This window comes from Pseudazoarcus sp. NS36, from assembly GCF_059703705.1.
In genome coordinates this window covers 102,022-126,771 of record NZ_BAAKJA010000005.1, presented here as the reverse complement: position 1 = coordinate 126,771, position 24,750 = coordinate 102,022, and the positions used below count along the sequence as shown (strand labels likewise).

Here is a 24,750-nt window from a genome sequence, read left to right as displayed (position 1 = left end):
GGCTTTCACGCCCGAACAACCGGCTCCGCGCGTGCAAGCGTGACTTTCGTCGCAACGTGCTCTGATCCGTGATGACAGAAAGGAACTTTCTCGCTAGGCAACAGTACCTATGGCGTTAGCAAATTTTTTTCCCGTCGGTCGACTTCATGCAACATGATTTCCCTGAAACTGGCCATGGTAGCCATTTCGCGGCATGATGCAGGCGCACAGGCCAAGTCCCCAACCGCTCTCACGCAGGATGCCGTCATGACACTTCCCGCAGGCGACGCCGCATGAAGAAATGGATTGCGATCCTGTTCGTCATGACGCTGGCTGCGGGGCTGGTGGTGTCTGCATGGGACGTGCCCTTCTCCAAGTCGTCGCGGCGTGACGTCAATGTCGGTCTGTACGAGAACGCGCCCAAGATCTACACCAATGCCACCGGCGCACCGGCAGGACTTTTCGTTGAGTTGATCGAGGCCATCGCCCGCGCCGAAGGCTGGCGTCTCAATTATGTCCCGTGCGACTGGTCGCGCTGTCTCGCGATGCTCGAGAACGGCGAAATCGACCTGATGCCCGATGTCGCTTTCACCGCCGAACGCGCCCAGCGATTCGACTTCCACCGCATTTCAGTGGCCAACAGCTGGTCCCAGGTGTATTCCCACCCCTTCCGCGACATCACCGGCCTGTCCGACCTTGAGGACGCGCGCGTAGCGCTGCTGCGCGGGGGGGTCCAGTTCGGATTCCTGCAGCAGCTGTTGCTCAGTGCCGGCATCCATTTCCGCCCGGTGCTGGTGGACTCGCTCGAACAAGGCTACGAAGCGGTCGAGCGCGGCGATGCCGATGCAGTGGTAACCAACAGCTTTTTCGCCTCCCGCAACGGTTCGCGCTACCGGCTGGTCGAGACGCCCATCGTCTTCCTGCCCTCCACGCTGTACTTCGCTGCAGACCAGGGCGCCAACGCCGACCTGCTGGAGCGCATCGACCATCACCTCGCACGCTGGCGGAGAGATAGCGGTTCGGTGTACTTCACTGCGCTTCAGAACGCCATGGCTTCCCCACCCGAAGTCCTGGTGCCGCGCTGGGTACAGATGTCACTGGCCGGGCTGGTCGGTGGACTGCTGTTGCTGGTGGCGGCAAGCATGTTGCTGCGGCGCCAGGTCGATCTGCGCACACGGCAGCTGCGCGCGAGTGCCGAGGCGCTCGAGTTCGAACGCGCCAATCTCGAACGTCAGGTGGAAGAACGCACCGCCGAGCTGCGCCAGGCCAAGGAAGAGGCCGAACGCGCCAGCCGCGTGAAGAGCGACTTCCTAGCCAACATGAGCCACGAGATCCGCACGCCGATGAACGCCATCCTCGGCATGCTGTATCTCGCCCTCAAGGGCGATCTGCCGCAGCAGTTGCGCAGCCATCTGAACAAGGCACAGGGTGCGGCCCACTCCCTGCTGGGCATCATCAACGACATCCTCGACATCTCGAAGATCGAGGCCGGCAAGCTCGAACTGGAACACATCGAATTCGGACTCGACGGCGTGCTTGAACAGCTCACCGACGCCGTGAGCTACCAGGCCGAGCACAAGGGCATCGAGTTCCTGATCCGCTACGACCCGCAGATTCCCTCCCGCCTGATCGGCGATCCGCTGCGCCTGGGGCAGATCCTGCTCAATCTGTGCAGCAATGCCATCAAGTTCACCGATGAAGGGGAAGTCGAGCTGGCCTTCCGGCGCCTCGACGAGCGCGACGGGCACATTACCGTGCAGGTCAGCGTGCGCGATTCGGGCATCGGCATGACGCCACAGGTGCAGGCCCAGTTGTTCGAGAAATTCTCGCAGGCCGACCAGAGCACCACGCGCCGTTTTGGCGGCACCGGCCTCGGTCTGGCCATCTGCCGCAACCTCACCGAGCTGATGGGCGGGCGCATCTGGGTGGAAGATTCCGAACCGGGCAAGGGCACGACCATGAGCTTCACGGTCGAGCTGGGCGCCGTACCGAGCACTCGTGAGGCCGAACTGGCCGAACAGGTCGGCCCCTTGCTGCGTGGCATCCGTGTGCTGATCGTCGACGACAACGAAGTCTCGCGCGAGATCATGGCCGGCATGCTGCGCTTCTTCCAGGTCGATGTCGGCACGGCCAGCAGCGGCGCTGAAGCCGTCTCCATGGTCTGCGCCAGCGATGCGCCGGTCTGGGATCTGGTGTTGATGGACTGGCGCATGCCCGGCATGCACGGCGACGAGGCCACGCGCCGCATTCACTCCGAAGCAGAGCCCGCGCAACGGCCCAAGATCGTGATGGTGACGGCCTATGGCCGCGAGGAAGTGGTACGCCTGTCCGAACAAGCGGGCGTCGATGGTTTTCTCGTCAAACCCGTTTCTCCCTCCACGCTGCTCGACACCATTCTCAGCGTGCTCGGTCGTGGCCGCATCCTCGGCCGCGCGCAGGATGCCCACGTACCAGACCGGGCCAGCTCCGGCCGACTGGCCGGCGCGCGCGTGCTGCTGGTCGAAGACAACGAGATCAACCGTGAATTTGCCACCGAACTGCTGCGCAGCGAGGGCATTGAAGTTGATTCGGCCATCCATGGTGCCGATGCGCTCGAACATCTGCGCACCCGGGAGTACGACGCCGTCCTGATGGACATCCAGATGCCGGTCATGGACGGGCTCGAAGCCGCCCGACAGATTCGTGCGCTGGGCAGGGAAAGCGGCCGTGAGCATCTGGCTACGCTGCCGATCATCGCCATGACCGCACTGGCCATGGCCAGCGACGCCGAGGCTTCCCGCGCTGCCGGCATGAACGATCACATCACCAAGCCGATTGCGCCCGAGCGCCTGATGGCCGTGCTGGCGCAGTCGATATACCCCTCGGCCGGCGACGCGGCCACGGCCGCGCCGCGCGGTGGCAGCACGATTCCGCCCGAGTTCCTGCAGCTGACCACCCTCGATGCGCGCGAGGGCATCCGCCGCATCGGCGGCAAGCCCGATGCCTACCTGCGTCAGCTGCGCCGCTTCAGGGAACACTATGCAGACGCCGCCAATGAATTGCGGCGCCTGATCGAAACCCGCGGCACACACCAGGCCGAAGCCTTCTGCCACGCGCTCAAGGGCGTCACCGGCAACATCGGCGCGGTCGAACTGCACACCTGTGTCAGCGAGATCGACGACCTGCTCAAGCAGAACCATCAGCCCGAAACCGACCGACTGGAACACGTCGCGGCTCTGCTGAGCGCAGCCATGCACGAAATCGAAGTCCTGTCGCGCAGCCGCCCGGAACCCGTACCCACCGTTCCCGCCCAACCCCTCGACGAGGCCGCAGGCCGCGATCTGCTCGACCGGTTGGGCCTGGCGCTGGAGCAGGACCTCGGCGCGGCCGAACCCCTGCTTGCCGAATTGCGGGCCGGCCTTGCCGGCAGCGCGCAGGCCGGGCTCGCCGAACAACTGTATGAGCGCGTTGACGTCTTTGACATCGACGGCGCACTCTCGATACTGGCGGAGCTACGCAACGCCTTCACTACCGGACAGCCCAGCCGATGACTTCGCCGCCGCCCGACACCCGACCTCGCATCCTCATCGTCGACGACGTGCACGAGAACCTGCACGCCCTGATGAACGTGCTGCGCGACGACTACGCCATCCTTGCCGCCACCAGCGGCGAAAAGGCACTGGAACTGGCACGCCGGCTGCCCCGCCCCGACCTCGTGCTGCTCGACATCAAGATGCCCGGCATGGACGGGTATTCAGTGCTCTCGGCGCTCAAGCTCGATCCGCACACAGCCGACATCCCGGTGATCTTCGTCACCGCACTGTCGGACGCGGCCGATGAGGCACGCGGCATTGCCATGGGCGCGGCTGACTACGTCACCAAGCCGATCAATCCGGAGCTGCTGCGTGTCCGCGTGCGCACACAGCTCGAACTGCGCAATTTCCGCAGCAATCCGGTGATGTTCGACATCAACGCACCCAGCGAACTCGAGCAGCCACCGACAGTGCTGGTCGTCGACGACATTCCCGAGAACGTGCACGAGCTGCTCGAAGCGCTGCGTGACGACTATCGCGTCATGGTCGCCGGCAATGGCACCAAGGCGCTGGAGATCATCAACGGGTCGGCCCCGCCCGACCTGGTGCTGCTCGACATCGTGATGCCCGGCATGGACGGCTACGAAGTGTGTCGGCGCATCAAGAGCACGCCGCTGGGTGCCCGTCTGCCGGTGATCTTCGTCACCGTCATCGACGCCACCCACCAGAAGGTGCGTGGCTTTGAGCTCGGCGCGGCCGACTACATCACCAAGCCCTTCGACATCGATGAGGTGCGTGCACGCATCCGCCACCATCTGGAGTTGTCGCAACTGCGGCGCTTCCTGGAGGATCTGCTGTCGCAGCGCACCGCCATGCTGCAGGTCAGCGAAGAGAAGTACCGCACACTGGTGCATCGCGATGCCCTCACCGACCTGCCCAATCGCGTGCTGTTTGCAGAACTGCTGCAGCACGCGGTGCGCAACGCCGAACGCAATCGCAGCCAGTTCGCGCTGCTGTTGCTCGACCTGGACAATTTCACGACCATCAACGAAAGCCTGGGCCACAGCATCGGCGATCAGTTGCTGATCGAAGTGGCGCGCCGTCTCGGCGCAGTCGTGCCGGACGGCGACACGCTGGCGCGCGTCGGCGGCGACGAATTCGATGTGCTGATCGAGCTGCACGAGGGCGCGCCCTCCTCCGATCTGCGCGCACAACAGATGCTCGACGCCCTGAGCGAGCCCTTCCGCATCGGCGACAAGACCATCTACGCCAATGCCAGCATCGGCATTGCGCTGTATCCGTCTGACGGGCACGACGCCGAGGTGCTGCAGAGCAATGCCAACGCCGCGTTGCACCAGGCCAAGGTGCAGGGGCGCGGCATGATGCGTTACTTCTCGCCGGAGATGTCGCAGCGCGCCCGCGCGCGCCTGATGCTCGAAGCCGACCTGCGTCAGGCCATCGAGCGCGGAGAGCTCCGTCTGCACTATCAACCGCAGATCGACGTCGTGACCGGCAGGATCTCCGGCCTGGAAGCCCTGGTGCGCTGGGAGCACCCCGAACGCGGCATGATCTCCCCGGCCGACTTCATTCCGTTCGCCGAAGAGAACGGCATGATTGTCCCCATCGGTGCCTGGGTGCTCGGCGAGGCCTGCCGACAGCTGCGTGTCTGGAAAGATGCAGGCATCCCTGCGCCGACCGTGGCCATCAACGTTTCCGCCGTCGAACTCACGCGCGGTCAGCTGCCCGAGGTCTGGCGAGCCGCGCTCGAACGCTTTGGCGTACAGCCCTCACGCCTGGAACTGGAGCTCACCGAAACCGCAGTGATTGCCGACCGGGCACATTCATTCGAAACCCTCAGCGCACTCAAGGCCCTCGGCCTGCACATTGCCATCGACGACTTCGGTACCGGCTACTCGTCCCTGGGCTACCTGCAGCAACTGGCCGTGGACAAGCTCAAGGTCGACATGTCTTTCGTCACCGACATGACCAGCAACGACGGCAACGCCTCCATCGTCAAGGCGGTCATCGCGCTGGGACACAGTCTGGGGCTGGATGTGGTTGCGGAAGGGGTTGAAACCATGGATCAGGCCGTGCAGCTGCGCGCGCTCAAGTGCGACATCATCCAGGGCTATCTGATCAGCCGCCCATTGCCGGCGGATGAAATTTCGCGCTTCCTGACCGATTTCACGCCGCTGCGAATCGGCAACTGAACGCTTCAGCGTCTCAGCGCCCAATCGCCTGCGGCGAGCCGGCCAGTACGTAGCAGTCCCGACCTGCCTGCTTGGCGGCATACATCGCCTGATCGGCCGCGAACATCAGCTCGGCACGATGCACGCCATCTTCCGGATAGCCGGCAACCCCGACGCTGGCCCCCACCACCACACTGGTGCCATCGGGCAGCGCGACGGGGCGGGACATCACCTCCAACACCGCCATGACAAGGGATTTCACCGCGTCGTCGTGCTTGTGACAGTCGTAGGCTGCAATGACGAACTCGTCGCCGCCCAGCCGCGCCACCAGATCCGACGAACGACGCAGGATGCCGAGCAGACGCGCGGACAACTCCAGCAGCACCGCATCCCCGGCTGCATGGCCATAGGTATCGTTGACCGGTTTGAACTCGTCGAGGTCGATATACAGCAGGCTCAGACCGGTGCGGTTCTGGTGAGCCTCGTCGATGGCGCGGTCAATATAGGCTTCTGCCCCCCGCCGGTTGACCAGATCGGTGAGCGGGTCCCGCTCGGCCGTGCGCATCGCTTCCTCCTCGCGTTCCCGGCGAGAGGTCACGTCGTACACCACCACTTCGATGAACGCGAAATCTCCATGCTCACCACGCGACACCGATAGCAGGCAATGCACCCACTGCGCGGTCTTGCTGCCGGCCAGTTCCAGGTCTGCAGCCGCAACGCCACCGCTCTGACACGCCCGCTCGACCAGTTGTCGGGCCTTGTCCGGGCGTTTGAACAGCAGCATGAACTGGTCACCGTCGGTCGACGCGCCAAGACGGTCGATACGCTCACGCATCACCGGATTGCAGTTGATCAGGCGTCCATCCAGCCCGAGCACCATGACGCCCACGCTGGCCGACTCGAAGATGCGCCGGTAATGCGCCTCGATCGACTCGACACGCTGGCGCAGCTCACGCTCGGACGCAATGGCCGCCTCACTGGTGTCCAGATAGCGGTTCAGCTCCCCGGCCAGCATGCCGATTTCGCTGTTGTCGTGCCCCGCAGGAATGGCAAAGCGCCCGCCCGTGCCGGGGCCCACGCGCTTGAGCTGCCCGGTCAGGCGTGACAGCGGTTGCACCACCAGCCGGCGAAACGCGATCACTCCGATCAGGGCCAGCGCGAACATCTGCGCGATGAGCAGCAGGATCTGCTTGAGCGCAGCCTCCCTGGCCCGCTGCGCCAGCAGGCTTGAGTCGGTCAGGATACGCAACGTGCCGACACGCAATTCCGGCGCAGTCGGCGAGAAGAGCTCGTAGTCCATTTCGTCTCGCACGTTCCAGGCGCGCTCGCCCTCGTCTCCCCAACTGACAAAGCGGTAGCCTTCGTTCGATTCCAGTGCCACGGCGACGATGGCATCGCTGCGCAGCAGCCCGCGCGTGACATCCTCGGCAATCACGTCGTTCTGCACAAAGACCGCAATCTGCGCCGACGAGCGCACGGTGGCGGCCAGGCTGTCGAGCGTATTGCGGCTGCGCGTCTGCTCCTGGGAGTAGCCATAGAAGTACAGCAGGCTCCCACCGACCAATGCGAACAACAGCGAAGCCGCGGCCATCGTGCCGAGCAGACGCTGTTCGAGAAAACGCTTGGGGGCTGGTTTCATGACCTCATTCCAGACGCATGATCACACGGACCGCAGCGTCCTTCGGCACGCTTGCGACATAGCCGATTGCGTTGGGCTCTGCGCGCACGACGGCCACGACTTGCTCGTCGGTCTCGCGTACCGCCGGCGGCAGCACGCGTCCGGTGAAGCTCAGGCGCGCCCAATAGGCATTTACCTGCGGCAAGGACATGCCACCCAGTGCGCGGTAAAAGCGCTCACGCAACGGCGAATCAGGGCGATCCACGACGCGGGCGTAGTCGCCGTCGGCAAAGGTCCTGGAACGTCCGAAGTACAGTTTTTCAAGGCGATCCCGATCCACTCGCGATTCCGGCGCTGCGGCATTGACGATGACGAACACTTCAGCCTCAGCAAAGCCCGACCTCAGCAAAATCATGCTGAAGGCTAAGAAGATCAGGCTGCGCAATGGCATCACCATGATCAGAACGTGAAATCCAGCGAGACGGACAAGACGTCAATCGAACGCTTGCGATCACCGCTTACCAGGTTGTCCACCTGCCACAGGCCGAAGCCACGGGCATTCACGATGCTGCGATCCCACTGCATCTTGAGCGCCGCCCGGCTGGCGAAATCCCAGCGCATGCCCAGCGACAGCGTACGCTGATCAACGCGGGTGGCGTTGAACGCAGCAACGGCTCCGTTCTGCACGACCGGGCCACTGGGGCCCAGCCCGCTCCAGTCATTGACCGCCGTTCGTTCCGTGCGCTGGGGACGGAAACGGGCAATCACCGCATACGGCGTCACGCTGCCCAGGCGATAGCCCACGCTCAGGTAGGCCCCGGTACCGACCCCGATCACCTTGCTGTCGGCTAGCACCCGCGAGATCTCGCCCTGCACCTGCCATCGACCGTCGTCATAGGCGGCCCCCAGCGACAGGTAACGCACCTTGGTGCCCTTCAGCCAAAGATCGGAACTCAGGCTGGCCGCCTCCGCACTGACGGCCCCCGGAGGCCCCGCGGCAATCCCGTCAAGCGCCGTGCGCAGCACCCCGACGTCGGGTTCATTCGCAATGCGGAAGGCTGCATAACCGAGCTTGAACTGCCAGTCGTTGCGCTCGGCATGCAGCGTGAAGTCGTGAAATCTGCGGATCTGCAGGGTGTAATGATCATCGTCGCCGAGCGGCAGATCGGAATCAGTACGCCCGACCTGCACTTTGGCGGTCCAGCGTATGCCACCGCCTTCGAAGCGCCAAGCCGCATCGACGCCATCAATCGAGTGCAACGGAATCCGCCCATAGAACTCGCGCGGCGGACGCACCCACGGCTGCGCGTAGCCGACACTCCGATAATCCGAAAGCATGAAAGCGTCGAGCCCGACGCGGCCAACCCGCAGATCGACATTCTCAACCGGACGCCAAGCCACATACGCCCAGTCGACCAGCGAACTCGGCCCGGTATCGACACGGTGCCGCTGCACAAGCTGGGTCACGACCTCCAGCGACGGAGAGAAACGGTAGCCCGCCTGCAGGCCGAGAATGGAATCGCTGCGGAACGAACTGTCCGTCCCGTCCGAGGCCGGCTGCGTGGTATCACGAACCATGCCGACGCCGCTGGCGTTGTCACGCGAGAATGCCAGGGACCCGAAGCCGGACACATGTGCCTGCCCATACGCGTCGTCGGCATGGGCGAGCGCCGGCATCAGGCATACCGTCAAGAGGCAACAGACAAAGCGGCTGACATAAGGCGCGGACGATGACGACAACGACATTTGCTCCAGCGGCATGCTCACCTCATTGTACGCAGCGTATGGCAGACCTGCAGCGAAGAGCATCGACGGCCGTCAATTAGTTGTTGTTACGCGGCTTTGATGACATATCAAGGCCACGTAAACATGCCTTTTTCAGAACCCGCTTTGAAGTTGCACCGGCACCGCATGGCCCATGGCCTCCCCCATGCGAACCGCCCGGCCGGCCTCCCAATCGGAAGCGAGCACCAGCGCGTCACGCGGGAACAGCATCACCACCGTTGAGCCGAGCAGGAAACGCCCCATCTCGGCACCGCGCTCCAGCGTCACCTCCCCGTTGGCATAAGACCATTCGCGCACCACGCCCGGGCGTGGCGGATTGACCACACCGTGCCACACCGTGGCCATGCTGCCGACGATGGTCGCGCCGACCAGCACCATCGCGAACGGCCCGTGTTCCCCGTCGAACAGGCACACCACACGCTCATTGCGCGCAAACAGCCCCGGCACGGCCCGTGCCGTCAGCGGGTTGACCGAAAACAGATCGCCCGGCACATGCACCATGCTGCGCAGCCGTCCTGCGCACGGCATGTGGATGCGGTGATAGTCGCGCGGACTCAGATACAGCGTGGCGAAACTGCCTTCGCGAAACTTCGCGGCCAGTTCGCGGCTGCCACCGAGCAGCGCCGTGGCCGTGTAGTCATGCCCCTTGGCCTGCACCAGCCGCTCGCCATCGAGCGGCCCGCACTGACTGATCGCACCATCCACCGGACACACGAAATCGGCTGGCGCGAGCGGGCGCGCATCCTCGCGCAAGGCGCGTGTAAAGAACGCGTTGAAGCTGCGATAACGACTCACATCGGCTTCGGCTGCCTCTGCCATGTTCACGCCGTAGCGGCGCACAAACCAGCGGATCACCGCGGTCGTGGCACCACCGCCTTCGAGTCCGGCCAGCCAGCCCATCAACCGGGTCAGGGCACGCTTGGGCAACAGATACTGGGGCAGGACGGCAAGACGATCGGACACTGAGCACTCCGGACAGCAAAACGGAGGGCGATTATAGCCGTCAGACCCGCTGAGTCCGGCATTGCGAGCAATTGACGCATTCTAGATGCGACATATTGTGCTAGGATGCATCCAACCATAGACACCGGTGCCGCCATGCAACTCAACCGCTTCACCGATTACGGACTCCGCGTACTGATGTACCTGTATGCGCTCGAGCCCGAGGAGCGCGTCACCACTGACAGCATCGCGCGACGCTTCGACATTCCGGTCAACCACCTCAACAAGGTCGTCACCCGGCTGGTGCACCTCGGCTGGGTCTCGTCCCGGCCAGGCCGCAACGGCGGCATCCGACTTGCCGAGCAAGAGACGGCGCTGCGGCTCGGCGACGTGCTGCGTGAACTCGAAGGTCACCCGACGCTGATCAACTGCAGCGAGCCACCTTGCGGGCTGCGCGGTGCCTGCCGACTGAAAGCCGTGCTGGACGAAGGCCGCGACGCCTTCTACCGCGACATGAACCGCCACACCCTGCCGGAGCTGACTGCCGGTCCCACGGCCGTACGTCTGCGCGAAATGCGCCGGGCCGACGGCGCCCCTGTGAACCTGCGGGCCTGAGCCCAGAAACCCTTCAACACGGAGTCCCGATGCTGTCCCCTGCTTCCCGCGACCTGATCCACGCCTCGGTGCCGGTGCTGCGCCAGCACGGCGAAACCATCACACGCTGCTTCTACAGCCGGCTGTTCGACCGCCACCCCGAGCTGCGCAACCTGTTCAACATGGGCAACCAGCAGTCCGGCGCACAGCAGCAGTCGCTGGCCAGCGCGCTGTACGCCTACGCCGCCAACATCGACAACCAGGCCGCGCTGGCACCGGTAGTGAGCCGCATCGTGCACAAGCATGTGAGCCTCGGCGTGCGTGCAGAGCACTACCCCATCGTCGGCGAGAACCTGCTCGCTGCCATCGGCGAAACCCTGGGCGAGGCCGCCACACCCGAGCTGATCGACGCCTGGGGCGAAGCCTACGGCCTGCTCGCCGGGGCCCTGATCGCCGAGGAAGCGCGCATGTACCGAGAGAACGGCATCGAGCCGGGCCAATTCATGCCGCTGCGCGTCGCGCGCAAGGTCACCGAGAGCGCCAGCGTCACCTCTTTCTGGCTCGAAGCCATGGACGGCGGCAGCCTGCCGCCTTTCCAGCCGGGCCAGTACATCAGCGTCGCGCTGCATGTCGACGCGCTGGGCCTGCGCCAGGCGCGCCAGTACAGCCTGTCACGCTCCTCGCAGGCAGACAGCTGGCGCATCAGCGTCAAGCGCGAAGAGGCCGGCTCGGTCTCCGGCGTGCTGCATGACGAAGTCGAAGCTGGTGACTTGCTCGAAGTCAGCGTGCCCTGCGGTGACTTCGTGCTCGACGAACACGCCGACCAGCGGCTGGTTCTGATTGGCGCCGGCATCGGCATCACGCCCCTGCTGTCGATGCTGCACACCTGCCGGGACCGCTGGCCGCAGCGTCCGGTCACGCTGCTGTACGCCACGCGCGACGGCGATCATCACCCGATGAAGGACGAGATCGAGGCGCTGTGCCGCGACCAGGCCGCCACCACCACCCGCGTGTGGTACGAGGCGCCGCGCGCGCAGGACCGTCAGGACATCGACTTCAACCACCCGGGCCGCATCGACATCGCTGCCCTCGACACCACCCTGTTGCCGCCCGATGGCCGCTACTACCTGTGCGGCCCTGACGCCTTCATGCAGCAGCAGCGTGCGGCCTTGCGCGCACGCGGCATTGCGGGCGAACGTATCCAGTGCGAGGTGTTCGGCCCCTCGCTGATCGGCCATCTGAACTGAGCCCATGCGAGGAACGTCCATGACTGCCCTGAGAGACTGGCTCGCAGCCTTCAAGCCGGCCCGCATCACGGCTGACGGTCGCGAACGCGTCCGCGCCTGCATCGGCGCCCTCATCGGCATATTCACCACCGGCATCACCAGCTACTGGCTGATCGGCAACACGCCCCAACTGCCCATGCTGATCGCTCCTTTGGGCGCCTCGGCAGTGCTGCTGTTTGCCGTTCCGAGCGGCCCGCTCGCACAACCCTGGCCCATCGTCGGCGGCAACACCCTGTCGGCCATCGTCGGTGTCACCGCGCTGATGCTGTTCGACAACGTAGCCACAGCCGCGGCCGTCGGTGTCGGTGGCGCCATCGCCGTAATGTTCCTGACGCGCAGCCTGCACCCGCCCGGCGGGGCCGTAGCTCTCGCCACCGTGCTGGGCGGGGATGCGGTATTGCAACAAGGCTATTACTGGGCGCTGGTACCGGTCGGACTTGAATCCTTGCTGCTGCTGACAATCGGCCTGCTCTACAACAACCTCACCGGGCGGCGTTACCCGCCGCTGCCGGCCGCCCCGGCCAACCCGCACAAGACCAGTGATCCGACGCCGGGCGAACGGCTGGGCTTCACCCAGGCCGACCTTGAAACCGTGCTGCAGCGCTACAAGCAGGTGCTCGACGTGAGCCCGAGCGATCTGAAGACCATCCTGAAGCAGACCGAACTGGAAGCCTGGCGCCGCCGCATGGGCGAAGTCCTGTGCCGCGACATCATGTCGCGCGACCTCGTTACCGCGCGCACCGACACGCCGTTGGTAGACGCCTGGTCGCGCATGCACGAGCATCGCATCCAGGCCCTGCCGGTCGTCGACGAGGCAAATGCCATCCTCGGTATCGTCACCCAGGTGGACCTGCTCGAACACGCCGGCCTGGACGGCTCGCCCGACGTGCGCGCCAAACTCAACGGCCTGCTCGAACGCAGCGGTGTGCCAGGCGCCGGCTGCGTCGGCGACATCATGACCAGCCCGGCCGAAACCGCCGATGCCGACGAACACATCGCGGTACTGGTCCCCAAACTTGCCGGCGGCGGGCGCCACCACATCCCGATCATCGACGGCGAGCGCAAGCTGGTCGGCATCATCACCCAGACTGATCTGGTCTCTGCGCTCTACCATGGCGAGACCCCGCAAGGCCGAACCCCAGAACGGAGGACATCATGAGCAACGAAGAAGCCAATACCACCCCGATGACCGATGCCGAGCTGATCGAGCTCTTCAACACCCTGCTCGAATGCGAACGCGCCGGCGTCAAGGTGCTGACCGAATACGAGAAGGATTTCAGCGGCAACGCTCCGGCCGTCGAGCTCATCGTTGCCTCGCGCCGCGACGAGGGCAAGTACTGCAAGCTGATGTTCGACTACCTGCGTGAACTCGGGGCCGACGTCAGCCCCAACACCGGCTCCTTTGCCGAAAAGGCGCTGGCCGTCGAGGGCAAGGCCGAGCGCCTGGCCTTTCTCAACCGCGGCCAGGGCTGGGTCGCACGTGAAGTCGGCAAGGCACTTCCGCGCGTGCCCTACGCCCACATGCGCGAAGGCCTGCAGGAAATGTTCGAGACGCACCGCGAGAACATCACGGCCACCGAACAGCTCATCGAGAAACTCTGATTCGCCCGACCCGGCCGCAGCGCGACAGCATGCTATGCTTCGCGCCGCGCGCCGGTGGTGGAATTGGTAGACACGCTGGATTTAGGTTCCAGTGCCGCAAGGCGTGGGGGTTCGAGTCCCTTCCGGCGCACCATCCCGCAACACCTCCCTTACGACTTTCTTACGCACGCTTGCGTAATATCACCAAAGTCGTACATAATCGCGCGCTCAACGGCCCTGCTGGCTGATTTCGCGCGTATCGAATGCGCTGTCACGCGGGCCGCACAAGCTCTCTCTCCTTCCCGCTACGGCCCAATTCCCCACCCCCGGTCGCTAGCCTCCATGGGAAGGATTGTTCGGGGCGGCCTTCACCGGCCGCCCCTTTTTTTGTCTACGCCGAGGCCTTGGACAAAATTACAGGACGGCCTGCCGCAAAGCCGTCGCGCGTTCCACGCTCAAGCAGCAAACGGGCGCGGCACTTTTGCTGCAAGCTCCTGCCGACGCGTTGTCGCCTTGCCCAGCAGTGCAAAGCCCAGCAATCCTCCTGCAGCGTCTTCATAGAGGGCACTGAGACCGTCCTCATCACGCTCGATGCGCCACGCGCCATCGGTATCGGCCGCAGGCGGACACACCACCGTCGAACACGCCGGAGTCTTCACCATGACCGGCATGGCCGGGTATTGCAGCGTCGTCGGCGTACCGGCCAGCGTGGCCGCCAGGGCACGCGCCTGATGCATGAGCGGCATCACGAACGGCAGGTTGAGACCTTCCACCTCCGCGCAGTCTCCCAGCGCATGGACGTGCGCCACACTGGTCGTCAACCGGCGGTCGGTGACGATGCCGCGCGCCAGCGTGCAGCCGGCCTGTTCGGCCAGTGCCGTACGCGGGCGCAGGCCGACAGCCGACACCACGACGTCTGCGTTGAGCGTGCTGCCGTCGGCAACGCGCACGCGATACCCGCCGTTGCCCTTGTGCACCGCTTTCACCTTGGCCCCCAGCCGGAACACCACGCCGGCATCTTCCATACGCTGCGCGAAGTAGCCGGCGGCCTCGGGCGGCAACAAACGCCCCAGCGGTCGGTCGGCCAGATCCACTACCGTCGGGCGGATGCCGCGCGCCAGCAGATCGTTGGCAAACTCGCAGCCGATCAGGCCGCCGCCCAGCAAGACCACACTCCTGGCTCCGGCGAGGCGGTCGGTGAAGCGTGCGAAATCATCAAGATCGTTCACCGACAGCACCTCATCAGCGCCATCGCCTTCCAATGGCAGCCGAATCGGATCAGCGCCCAGCGCCAGCACCAGCTCATCCCAGCGAATGCCGCTGCCGTCCGACAGACCGACCCGGCGTTCGGCTACATCAATGCTGCACACCTCGGTGCGCGGACGGATGTCGGCATTGAGTTCGTCCGCCATCTGCTCGCAGGACTTCATGACCAGCGAGGCAGGCGTCTTGCCCGATGACAGGGCGTTGGACAGCATCGGCTTGGAATAGAAATCGGCGGCATCGCGGCTGACGATGACCAGGCGGCACTCCTGGTCGAGCTTGCGCAGTTCGCGCGCCAGGTTATAGCCGGCCAGCCCGGCACCGATGATGAGTACGGTTCGTGTCATGCGTGAAATCTCCGGAAGGTGCAGTCCAGTACGCCGGCATGCGGCGCAAGCAGTGCATGGTAAGCCGGTCAGCGCAGGTATTCACCCATGTCGTCAGTCCGGGAATCAGGTGCTCAGACGCGCAATGACACACGCTGCGCAGATCAACGGAAGACCGAGCAACGAAACGGCCCGGGTCCGACATTTAGAGCCGCCGAATATGGGCATCCTTGATCAAGGTCAAGGGAAGCATCCGCGCTTTCCGTTAACCTCCGCCCGGCTCGCGAAGTGTGACTTTAGGACTAGTACGAAGGGCGTAGTGCTCGAACGCCATCGCGACTCAGGAATTCCGGCAATCACTGCCCCGGTGCGACGATCCGGTTCCCACAAGGAACGGCCAGCCGCAGCGCAACCGATACGCGGCGAGCTCGTATCGGCAGGGCCTCAAACGAGATACGAGATGAACCTGTCCCAGATTCCCTCCCTGCTGACTTCCCCCCGCGCCGGCTGGCAGGCGCTGATGGCCGACCGTCCGTCGACCACGCGTACCTTCGCCAATGTGGCCCTGCCCTTCACGCTGCTGCCGCCGGCCATGATCCTGCTGGCTGCCAACACCATCGGCGCCAAGCACTTCCCCGCCATCGAAGCCGGCATGTGGGAACTGATCGCCGCCGTGTTTCTGGTTTCCGAGCTGCTGGCCGTATTCCTCATGACCTGGGCGGTCGACGCTTCGGTGCGCGCCAAAGGCGGCCACAGCGACATGGACGGCGCCTTCCTGGTGTCCGCCATCGCACCGCTGCCGCTGTGGATTTCCTCGCTCGGCCTGCTCTCGTCGAGCATCGCCGTTGCCGGCGGGGTCGCGCTGCTCGGCTTCATCGCCTCGGCGGTGATGATCCGTCACGGCATCCGCAGTGTGCTCGTCGCCCAGCATGTAGTCTGCCCGCGTCAGGTCTCGCTGCGCGTCATCGGTTACGGCGCCCTGACCTGGGTTGCGCTGGCCGGCATCGTACTGTTCCCGATCGTCCTGCTGGCCTGATCCGGGCAGTATTGAAGAAACGGCGCCGCGGACTGCAGTCCGTGGCGCCGTTTTCATTTTCCGGCCAGATTCCTCGGGTAATACCGGCCAATCCATTCGTCAGGTGCCATCCCGGCTAAGGCTTACGCGGTCACAAGCCCGCCAACCGCAATGGATTTTTTTGCCATCACGCATAACAAACAGCCTCTCAAGAGCCACCCATCCTGCGGATGATCTCGTCCGCGGCAATGGCGGTTCCGCCGCACTGATCGCCGACGACATCCCAGCGCCGAGTCAGTGCATGGCATGACCGGGGCGCCCCTGTAGTACGGAGTCGTCCAGATCATCGAAACGCAACACACGCGCACCGCTTTCGGCAGCGAGCGCCCGCGCATCGGCCTCTGTCGCAAACGAGGCGAGCGTCGCACCCATTGCTCCGCGCAGCTCGGCGCCGGCCACATACCAGGCGGTGGTGGCGTCGATCAGCTGCTCGTCGTCCGGGTGTTCCCAGCTGCCGTGCGCCATGTCATGCACGAACAGCCGCGCGCCGGATACCTGGTTCTCGGGCTGCAGCCACCAGCCGATCAGCTCGGCCGTGGAACAGAAGGCGAGCGTGCCGTCACGCCCCACGGCCTGCCCCTTGGGGCCGGGAAAGTCGGTCACGGCCATGCCGCACACATGGCATTCGTCGTCGGGGTGAAAGGCACGCGCCTGCAGTTCGGTCGCGGCGTCGTCGGCACCGCCGCAGCCGGCCAGCAGGATCAGCGCGGCCGTGGCCAGTGCGCTGCGGATCATCGTTCGGTTCATGCTCATTCCTTCACACGGTACGGCGGGAGAACACCCGCCATGCGCAGGCCAGCAACCCGCCGGCCCACAGGGCCAGCACGGCCCACAGCACGGCCTCGCCCACCGGCAGTTCGGCGCCCAGCGACAGCACGCCCAGCCCGTCGGCGGCATCGAAACCGCCGAGGTTGATCAGCCGGTACAGGTCGGTCGGGTTGGCCAGCAGCAGCCACGGCAGCAGTGCCGGGCTGACGCTGCCCTGCCCCAGCACCAGCACGCCGAGCAGCGCCAGATCGAACACCAGCACGAAGACGAACCACGCGCCGAGCGCGAAGCCGGCGGCACCGGATTTCTCCCTCGCCGCGCTGGACAGCACATAGGCCAGTGCGAGGAAGACCCAGCCGAGCAGCATCGACGAGGCGACGAAGCGGCCGAAGGCGCTTGCCAGCAACAGCAGCTCGACGTCCTCGACCAGCAGTGCGATGGCCAGCGCGGCACTGCCAAAGCCGATCAGCATGGCCAGCGCGAGGATCAGGCCGTGGCCTACGAACTTGCCGAGCAGGATGTGGCCGCGCCCGAGCGGATAGGTCAGCAACAGCATCAGCGTGCCGGCCTCGTCCTCGCCGACGATGGCGTCATAGGCCAGCAGCAGCGCGATGAGCGGCACGAGGAAGGTGGCGAGGCTGGCGAGCGAGGCGATGGTGGCCGGAATCGATGTGAAGCCGACCTGCCCCGAGGCGGCCGCGCCAAACCACGCGATGCCCACCGCGAGCAGTGCGAACACCAGCGTGATGGCGACCAGCCAGCGGTTGCGCAGGCCGTCGGCGAACTCCTTGCGGGCGATGGCGATGACGGGGTTCATTGCACGACTCCTTCGGCGCGCTGCATGTAGTGGCGGTACAGGTCTTCGAGCGTGGGCGCGTGGATCTCGATGTCCTGCGGCGCTTCCTCGCCAAGCAGCTCACGCAGCAGGTCGAGCTTGTGGCCGTTGATCGCGGCGACTTCGGCGCCGTCGCTGCCGAGGCTGCGCGCGGTGAGCCCCTGCGCCTGCCAGTCGCGCACGCGGCGCTCGCCGTCGGCCAGGCCGCGCACGCGCAGCATGGACGGCAGGCCGGCTTCGAGCCGCAGATCGGCCAGAGAGCCGACGGCCTGTAACAGGCCGTTGGCGAGGATGGCCGCGCGGTCGATATGCGCCTCGACGCCCGGCAATACGTGCGAGCACAGCACGATGGCCGTGCCTTCGCGGCGCAGGCGGTCGGTCAGTTCATACAGCTCGCGCGTGGCAATCGGGTCCAGACCCACGGTGGGTTCATCGAGCAACAGCAGACGCGGTGCGCCGAGCAGCGCCTGCGCGAGCCCCAGACGCTGGCGCATGCCCTTGGAGTAGGTACGCACGCGGCGGTCCGCCGCGTGCGCCAGCCCGACCTGTTCGAGCAACTCGTCGCCCTGCGTCTGCGGCGCGCCCTTGAGGCGGGCGAAGTGGCGGATGATCTCGCGCCCGGTGAGCTGGGGGTAGAAGCTCACGTTCTCGGGCAGATAGCCGAGCCGGCGCCGCACCTCGGTGGAATCGGGCGCGCCGCCAAGCACCTGCACGCGCCCCTCATTGGGCGCCAGCAGGCCGAGCACGATCTTCATGGTGGTGGTCTTGCCCGCGCCGTTGTGGCCGAACAGGCCCAGCACCTCGCCTTCGGCCAGTGTCAGGTCGAGCCGGTCGAGCACGGTCATCGCGCCGTAGCGCCTGCTCACGCCTTCGAGTTCGACGGCATTCATGGTTGGTTCTCCTTGGCCTGCGCAAGCTGCGCTGCGGCAGGCGGGTGCATCAGCGGATGGCTGTCCTGCACGCCCGGCGAGCGCGTCACCGGAAAGGCGCGCTGCACCCAGCGCAGCAGTTCGATGGCCGGGCTGTTCATCAGCAATCGCGCCTGCGGATACATCCACAACAGGCGGTCGACGCCGTCGTTGGGCTCATAGGCCACGTCGCCCACGCCGTCGGCATCGCGGTCCCAGCCGAGGTAGTCACTCCAGTAGTTGCCGCGCCCATCTGTCGACCAGTCCTGCCGCCGCGTGGCGACGTACTTGACCTGCTGACGGTTGGCGACGAAGGCGTTGCCGGCGATCACGTTGTCCTCGGAGCCGGCGGTCAGGTGGATGCCCAGCGAACTGCGTTCGAAGCGGTTGTCCTCGATGCGGTTGAACAGCGAGTTGTAGATGAACAGCGCCTTGCCTTCGGCGCCCTGGATCATCACATCGCCGGTCGAGCCCTGGCGCACGCCGGTGATGACGTTGTCGCGAATCGTCGAGTGCGTGATGAAGTTCATCAGGATGCCGTAGTTCTGATCGTCCTCGGAGCGGTTGCCGGTGACGGTCAGGCGTTTGCTCTGCATCAGCGCGTAGCCGGTGCGCGTGCGCCGCGTGAGGTTGTCGCGCACGATGTTGTCGTGCGAATACATGTAGTGGATGCCGTAGCGCACGTCCTCCAGCAAGTTGCCCGCCAGCGTGTTGCCGTTGGAGGTGTCGATGTAGATGCCGTCGCGCGCATGGCGCACGCGGTTGCCCGCCACCCGCGCGCCACGCGCGGCGAACAGATGGATGGCGTTGCCGCGATCCTGCGAGCGGATGGCCTCGACGCCCTCGATGTCATTGTTCTCGATCGTCACATCCGGCGTGGAATCGACCCACACGCCGGAACCGGGCCCGCGCAGCACGTTGTCGCGCAGCACCGCGCCACGCGCCTCGGGGCGCAGGAAGAAGGCCGAATCGAGCGCGGTCAGGTTGGCGCCCCAGTTGCGCACGCTGCAGCCTTCGACGGTGACGCCCGCAGCGGCAATCGTGATCGCGCTGCCCTGCCCGCCCGCGTCGATCACGGCGCCAGGTTCGCAGCGCAGCGTCATCGGCGCGTCGATGACGATCCGTACGTGATGCTCTCCGGCCGGCAGGCGCCACACACCCTCGCCCTGCGCGATCAGCGGCAGCACGGGCAAGGGCGACTGCGTCGCGCCCAGTGAGGCGGCGAACAGCACGGCCAGCAGGAAGATGAATTTTTTGTGTTTCATTGTGGTGGTCCGCGCGCCCGCGGCGCGGGCGCGCGGCGCCCCCTGTTACGCCGGCTCGACGATCATGCGGCCGACCATCTCCATGTGCAGCGCATGGCAGAACCAGCTGCAGTAGTACCAATGCACGCCCGGCTTGTCGGCCGTGAAGGTGATGGACGAGGTCTGCTGAGGGCTGATCTCCATGCTCACGCCATGGTTGGTCATGACGAAGCCGTGCGAGACGTCCTCGATCTCGTCGATGTTGGTGACGATCACCGTCACCTGATCACCTTGCTTGACCTTGAACTCCAGCAGACCGAAGGTCGGCGCGGCCGAGTACATGTACACGCGCACCTTCTTGCCGTCGCGGATGACCTTGCTGTCCTTCTCCAGCACCACACCGTCCTTCTTCGCCTGTGCCACGGTGTCGGCGAAGAACGGGTCGTCACGACGCCACACCTTGCGGGTACGAATCTGGTCGCGGCGCGCGAGGATGCAGTCGTGCGGCTCGGCGTAGGTCGGGCCGTCGTGCACCAGCTTCATCTCCTCGCCGGAAATGTCGATCAGCTGGTCGTTCTCGGGGTGCAGCGGACCGCAGGGCAGGAAGCGGTCCTTGGAAAACTTGGACAGCGCGACCAGCCACTTCCCGTCGGCCTCGCGGGTCTCGGTCAGCGACGCATGGATATGGCCCGGCTGGTAGTGAACGTCGATCTTCTGACGTATGTAATCGACCTTCTCGCCCTTGTAGGCGCGCACCGCGTCGGCCATGCTCCACTTCACCACTTGGGAATCCAGGAACAGTGTGGTGTAGGCATTACCACGACCGTCGAAGGTGGTGTGCAGCGGGCCAAGGCCGAGTTCGGGCTCAGCGTCGATCACCTCGCGCGAGTCCTTGAGCTTGCCGGCGAACAGATCCGGTAGCCTGGCGATGGCAATCATCGACACGGTCGGCGAGAGCTTGCCGTTGGCGATGAAGTACTTGCCGTCCGGCGAGGTGTTGAGACCGTGCGGGTTCTTCGGCACCGGGATGTAGCGCGTGAAGTGCGAGTCGCCACGGCCATCCACCACCGGCACCTTCGAGTCGCCCACCGTGATGTGCTTGCCGGCCTTGACCGCCTTCTCGATGGCGGTGATGTCGAACACCACCACCCAGTCGCGCTCATTGCGCATCATGCCGCCCAGATCGACGGCGCGCTCCGAGTTGTAGCAGGTCGCGGCAGCGAAGCGGCCGGTGTAGTCGGCGTCGACGTTGTCGAGGTTGCCGTCGACGATCACCTGGAACGCCATGGTCATCGACTCGGCGTCGATGACGTTGAACATGGTGTAGGCGTTCTTGTCAGTGATGTCGGTGATCTTGCCGTCGTTCGGGTGCGGGATGATGAACTCGGCATTGGCGAACACGTACTTGGTGTGCGGCACCTTCTGCAGCCGCAGGCCGTGGATAGCCTGCACGTTCGGCACGGTCAGCATCTTGTCGCACTTCATGATGTCGAGACGGATGCGCGCGACGCGGGTGTTGGCCTTGTCATTGATGAACAGGTACTTGCCGTCGTACTTGCCGTCGGTCATCGAGATGTGCGGGTGGTGGCAGTCACCATTCAGGAACTTGGCGCTATCGCCCAGGATGCGGCGGCTCTCGTCGGTCAGGCCCCAGCCCGTGGCGGAATCGACGTTGAATACCGGAATGCGCATCAGCTCGCGCATCGACGGCACACCGACCACACGCACCTCGCCCTGGTGGCCACCGCTCCAGAAGCCGTAGTAGTCATCCAGTTCACCCGGCCCGACGTGCGCCTTGGCCTGCGATTCCTTGACCTTGGCGGCCCAGGCCTCACGCGTCATCACGGCCGCGCCACCGAAGGCTGCGGTGCCGGCCAGCGTTGCGCCGGTCGCGGCGGTCTTCCCGAGGAAGCCGCGGCGCGCGCGGCCCTTGTCGTCGAGCTCGGCGGCCGGCGGCTTGTGTTGTTGGTCTTTCATCTCATGCACTCCTTGCAGTTGAAGGGTCCGGCTTGCTGCCGGTTACGGCGAAACGGGGTTGGTCGGAGTTGCGCGCGGCGGCTGCGGAATCAGCGGAATCACGCGCGGCTCGGGCGCAGCTTGGTCGCGGCGGCGCTTCTTGTTCTTCAGCACCAGCGGCGGGCACTTGTTTTCGTTGTGGTAGGTCATCTGGCAATCGAGGCAGTAGTGGCACTCGTTGGCGTTGATATGCCCGTCCGGATGGATGGCCTGGATCTCGCACTCGTTGGCGCACACCTGGCAGGGCTGGCCACATTCCTTGCGGCGCTTGAGCCAGTCGAACAGGCGGAATTTGCTTGGGATGGCCAGCGCCGCGCCCAGCGGGCAGACGTAGCGGCAATACACCTTGCGCGTGAAGATGCTGATGACAAGCCAGGCCACGGCGTAGGCGACGAACCACCACTGGCGGTCAAAGCGCAGCGTGATGGCGGTCTTGAAGGGCTCGATCTCGGCGTAGTGCTCGGCGGTGGACAGCGATTCGAGCGAGATGCCGAAGAGCACCAGCAGCACGATGTACTTGATTGCCCACAGCCGCTCATGCACCGCGAAGGGCAGCTCGAACTGGCGCACCTTGAGCTTGCGCGCGGCCTCATTCACGAGTTCTTGCAGCGCACCGAAGGGACACAGCCAGCCGCAGAACACCCCCCGCCCCCACAGCAGGATGCTGGCGGCGGTGAAGGTCCAGAGGATGAAGATCACCGGGTCGCTGAGAAAAAGCTCCCAGCGGAAGCCCTGCACCAGCGAATGCGCGAAAGTCAGCACATTGACGATGGATAGCTGCCCAAGCGCGTACCAGCCGATGAACATCACCGTGAACAGCAGATAGCCGCGGCGCAGCCAGTGCAGGAAGGCCGGGCGGCGCGTGAATTTGTCCTGCAGGAACAGGATCACCGTGAGCAGCGCCAGCGCCGCGCAGATCACACCGATCTGGAAGCTGCGCTGGTACCACACGTTGACCCACACCGGGCGCGACGCCTCTTCGGCGGCAGCCAGTTCCTCGGCCGTGGGTTGCGGGCGGTCGAGGTAATCCTCGGGCATCTGGTAGCCCAGCTCGAAACTGGTGAACACGCTGTCCACCGGCCCGGTCTGGCGGCGCACCAGCAGCTCCAGGCTCCACGGCGCGCCGGGGTCGAATTCGTGATGCTCGCGCACGATGAACACCGACATCTCGTCGAAGTCCGGCGCGCCGGCCGCGAAGAGGTCGTGCAGGCGCTCGTGGTCCATGTCGCGAAAGCTCACCACGTCGCCGTGCTGGCGAAGCTGCACGCGGTCGAAGATGCCGCCGCGCACGTAACCCGAACCCTTGAAGGAATACTCGCCGCGCCCCATCACGGCGATAGCCTGCTCGCCCGGTGTGAGCTCCTCCATCAGGAAGCGATAGCCGTTCTCCCCGAGCAGATTGCGGCCGATAGTCGGCGCATTCACGTGCGCCACGTACAAGTCGATAAAGGTGTCGCCGGCCGTTTCTGGAGTAGCCACATCGACGCCCTCGGCATCGCTGCCGGCGAAAGCTCCATCGACGTCGCCGCGCGTCAGGTGTAAACGGCGCACCGCGCCGTTGCCGGTCAGCGTGGCCCAGTCAGCCGGCTCGAACACGTCTGCGCGTACCGTCGCCGGCTTCGCCGTGGTCGCCACATCGCGGATCAACCCCAGCTCGACCGCAACCGCGCGCACCGAGCGCATCACGATTTCGTTGATGACCATCACCGTCACGGTCGCGCCGGACACCGCATCCACCGTGACCGCAGCGGGATCGCGCGAACGCCCCACCACCACGCGCTGATCGGCGCGGATGCCGGAATAGCCTGCGTTGAAGTCGTGCAGCTTCTGCTCGGGAATGCCGATCAGCAGGATGGGTTCGTGGTGCTCCAACACATAGGCATCGCGAATCACTCCATCGGCATCGAGCACCACATGCATATCGATGGGTTTGCCTGAGTACGCAGGAATATCGACGACAGGCAATGTGCGGAAGGCGTGGCCCACGACCTTCCCTGCGACGTGGATTGCACGCAGACCATGCTCGCCTGTAGGCGGGTCAACGCGCTCGGCATCAGGAAAAACGGTAGCGATGCGCTGTGCCGGCAGGTCGTCGGCGGCGCGTACAGAAGACGCACCCAGCATGAGGAACAGAATCAGTCCGATGAGGGCAAGAACGCCTGCCAGAGGGCTTCCTGCCGGGAAGCGGATTGCATCAGAAATGGGAGCGGCACAAGTCTTGAAGGACATGCCGCCATGTTAGGGACGGGGTTCTATACCGCGTTGATGCAAATCAATTGACGCATACGATTTGCGAGAAAACCGCCCGGCGCGGCTCAGAGCGGCGTATCGCCCTCAAGCACCCGACGCCGGATAGTGCCGGCCTGCAGGTCGGCAACGGTCGGAACGGCAAAGACATCGCGTCTTGCCAGCAATTCGTCGCGGTGCAGTCGGGACAAATGCACGATCAGTTCGTCGCCCTTGGGCGTGAGATGGATCTCGACGTTGCGTGCATCGTCGCGCCCCGTACGGCGTTCGACCAGGCCGATCTTCTCGCAGCGCGATACCAGGGACACCACGCCGTGATGATGCGACTGCAGACGCTCGGCCAGCTCCCCGACATTGGCCCACTGACGACCCGGAAAGCCCTTGAGCTGCAACATCAGCTGGTACTGCAATGCGGTAATGCCGTAATCGCGCACCAGCACTTCGGAAAAGCGCAGAAAACAGCGAAGCTGATAGCGGAATTCCGCCAGTGCCTGAATCTCGGCCAACGGAATCGAGTCGTTCTTCATCTCAACAACCTGATCACAAAGTGATACAAGCATACCCGATCAGACTCGCCGCAGG

20 protein-coding genes and 1 tRNA gene are annotated in these 24,750 nt (G+C 65.0%); 9 read left to right on the top strand and 12 right to left on the bottom strand.

The annotated features are described in order from the left end of the window. Positions 1-272 precede the first annotated feature (272 nt). Together AC6H0R_RS09305 and AC6H0R_RS09300 are read left to right on the top strand one after the other, a co-directional pair. Positions 273-3,509, top strand: a complete 3,237-nt coding sequence (locus tag AC6H0R_RS09305) for a response regulator (protein WP_497581087.1) — start codon at positions 273-275, stop codon at positions 3,507-3,509. After that, the gene (locus tag AC6H0R_RS09300; protein WP_497581086.1) at positions 3,506-5,701 is read left to right on the top strand and encodes an EAL domain-containing response regulator; all 2,196 of its coding nucleotides are present in this window, start codon (positions 3,506-3,508) and stop codon (positions 5,699-5,701) included. The genes AC6H0R_RS09305 and AC6H0R_RS09300 overlap by 4 nt, the downstream gene beginning before the upstream one ends. Positions 5,702-5,714: 13 nt before the next feature. On the opposite strand, the gene AC6H0R_RS09295 is transcribed toward AC6H0R_RS09300, so the two are convergent. The 4 genes from AC6H0R_RS09295 to asd form a co-directional block, all read right to left on the bottom strand. Beyond that, complete coding sequence (locus tag AC6H0R_RS09295) at positions 5,715-7,319, bottom strand: diguanylate cyclase domain-containing protein (protein ID WP_497581085.1); 1,605 nt, start codon at positions 7,317-7,319, stop codon at positions 5,715-5,717. A 4-nt stretch (positions 7,320-7,323) separates the two neighbouring features. Beyond that, positions 7,324-7,713 carry a hypothetical protein gene (locus AC6H0R_RS09290; RefSeq protein WP_497581084.1) on the bottom strand — a complete coding sequence of 130 codons (390 nt, stop codon included), beginning with the start codon at positions 7,711-7,713 and terminating at the stop codon, positions 7,324-7,326. A gap of 44 nt (positions 7,714-7,757) precedes the next feature. Then, entirely contained in the window at positions 7,758-8,975 is a 1,218-nt protein-coding gene (locus AC6H0R_RS09285; RefSeq protein WP_497581083.1) for a hypothetical protein, read from the bottom strand. A gap of 201 nt (positions 8,976-9,176) precedes the next feature. Then, complete coding sequence (asd, locus tag AC6H0R_RS09280; protein WP_497581082.1) at positions 9,177-10,046, bottom strand: archaetidylserine decarboxylase; 870 nt, start codon at positions 10,044-10,046, stop codon at positions 9,177-9,179. 105 nt (positions 10,047-10,151) lie between these two features. Here asd and AC6H0R_RS09275 point away from each other — a divergent pair, with 105 nt between their 5' ends. The 5 genes from AC6H0R_RS09275 to AC6H0R_RS09255 all read left to right on the top strand — a co-directional run bounded on the left by AC6H0R_RS09275 (position 10,152) and on the right by AC6H0R_RS09255 (position 13,640). Then, positions 10,152-10,640: an RrF2 family transcriptional regulator gene (locus AC6H0R_RS09275; RefSeq protein WP_497581081.1), complete on the top strand. Its 489-nt coding sequence runs from the start codon at positions 10,152-10,154 to the stop codon at positions 10,638-10,640. 29 nt (positions 10,641-10,669) lie between these two features. After that, positions 10,670-11,866, top strand: coding sequence for an NO-inducible flavohemoprotein (hmpA, locus tag AC6H0R_RS09270; RefSeq protein ID WP_497581080.1), 1,197 nt, complete (start codon positions 10,670-10,672; stop codon positions 11,864-11,866). A 19-nt stretch (positions 11,867-11,885) separates the two neighbouring features. Then, positions 11,886-13,064 (top strand): HPP family protein, encoded by a 1,179-nt coding sequence (locus AC6H0R_RS09265; RefSeq protein WP_497581079.1) that lies wholly within the window; start codon positions 11,886-11,888, stop codon positions 13,062-13,064. Further along, positions 13,061-13,507 (top strand): DUF6306 domain-containing protein, encoded by a 447-nt coding sequence (locus tag AC6H0R_RS09260; RefSeq protein WP_497581078.1) that lies wholly within the window; start codon positions 13,061-13,063, stop codon positions 13,505-13,507. The genes AC6H0R_RS09265 and AC6H0R_RS09260 overlap by 4 nt, the downstream gene beginning before the upstream one ends. A 48-nt stretch (positions 13,508-13,555) precedes the next feature. Next, a tRNA-Leu gene (locus AC6H0R_RS09255) sits at positions 13,556-13,640 on the top strand. 301 nt (positions 13,641-13,941) lie between these two features. On the opposite strand, the gene AC6H0R_RS09250 is transcribed toward AC6H0R_RS09255, so the two are convergent. After that, the gene (locus AC6H0R_RS09250; RefSeq protein ID WP_497581077.1) at positions 13,942-15,096 is read right to left on the bottom strand and encodes an NAD(P)/FAD-dependent oxidoreductase; all 1,155 of its coding nucleotides are present in this window, start codon (positions 15,094-15,096) and stop codon (positions 13,942-13,944) included. A 439-nt stretch (positions 15,097-15,535) separates the two neighbouring features. Between AC6H0R_RS09250 and AC6H0R_RS09245 the strand changes: the two genes are divergently transcribed. Further along, positions 15,536-16,111: a YIP1 family protein gene (locus AC6H0R_RS09245; protein ID WP_497581076.1), complete on the top strand. Its 576-nt coding sequence runs from the start codon at positions 15,536-15,538 to the stop codon at positions 16,109-16,111. Between the two features lie 273 nt (positions 16,112-16,384). Here the strand turns inward: AC6H0R_RS09245 and AC6H0R_RS09240 are convergent, their stop codons facing one another. Genes AC6H0R_RS09240 through nosR form a run of 6 tightly spaced genes read right to left on the bottom strand, consistent with a single transcriptional unit; the run spans position 16,385 to position 23,994 of the window. Beyond that, positions 16,385-16,897 carry a nitrous oxide reductase accessory protein NosL gene (locus AC6H0R_RS09240; protein ID WP_497581075.1) on the bottom strand — a complete coding sequence of 171 codons (513 nt, stop codon included), beginning with the start codon at positions 16,895-16,897 and terminating at the stop codon, positions 16,385-16,387. Positions 16,898-16,907: 10 nt separating this feature from the next. Continuing rightward, positions 16,908-17,735 carry an ABC transporter permease gene (locus tag AC6H0R_RS09235; RefSeq protein ID WP_497581074.1) on the bottom strand — a complete coding sequence of 276 codons (828 nt, stop codon included), beginning with the start codon at positions 17,733-17,735 and terminating at the stop codon, positions 16,908-16,910. After that, positions 17,732-18,643, bottom strand: a complete 912-nt coding sequence (locus tag AC6H0R_RS09230) for an ABC transporter ATP-binding protein (protein ID WP_497581073.1) — start codon at positions 18,641-18,643, stop codon at positions 17,732-17,734. The genes AC6H0R_RS09235 and AC6H0R_RS09230 overlap by 4 nt, the downstream gene beginning before the upstream one ends. After that, positions 18,640-19,926 (bottom strand): nitrous oxide reductase family maturation protein NosD, encoded by a 1,287-nt coding sequence (locus AC6H0R_RS09225; protein WP_497581072.1) that lies wholly within the window; start codon positions 19,924-19,926, stop codon positions 18,640-18,642. Before AC6H0R_RS09225 ends, AC6H0R_RS09230 begins: the two co-directional genes overlap by 4 nt. A gap of 45 nt (positions 19,927-19,971) precedes the next feature. Then, positions 19,972-21,882, bottom strand: coding sequence for a TAT-dependent nitrous-oxide reductase (gene nosZ / locus AC6H0R_RS09220; RefSeq protein WP_497581071.1), 1,911 nt, complete (start codon positions 21,880-21,882; stop codon positions 19,972-19,974). A gap of 42 nt (positions 21,883-21,924) precedes the next feature. Continuing rightward, positions 21,925-23,994 (bottom strand): transcriptional regulator NosR, encoded by a 2,070-nt coding sequence (gene nosR, locus AC6H0R_RS09215; protein WP_497581271.1) that lies wholly within the window; start codon positions 23,992-23,994, stop codon positions 21,925-21,927. Here nosR and AC6H0R_RS09210 point away from each other — a divergent pair. Then, positions 23,899-24,201, top strand: coding sequence for a hypothetical protein (locus AC6H0R_RS09210; RefSeq protein WP_497581278.1), 303 nt, complete (start codon positions 23,899-23,901; stop codon positions 24,199-24,201). The genes nosR and AC6H0R_RS09210 overlap by 96 nt on opposite strands. 35 nt (positions 24,202-24,236) lie before the next feature. Here AC6H0R_RS09210 and AC6H0R_RS09205 read toward each other — a convergent pair whose 3' ends face one another. Further along, a complete protein-coding gene (locus AC6H0R_RS09205) occupies positions 24,237-24,695 on the bottom strand; it encodes a MarR family winged helix-turn-helix transcriptional regulator (RefSeq protein WP_497581070.1) in 459 nt (152 codons plus the stop codon). Positions 24,696-24,750: the final 55 nt, after the last annotated feature.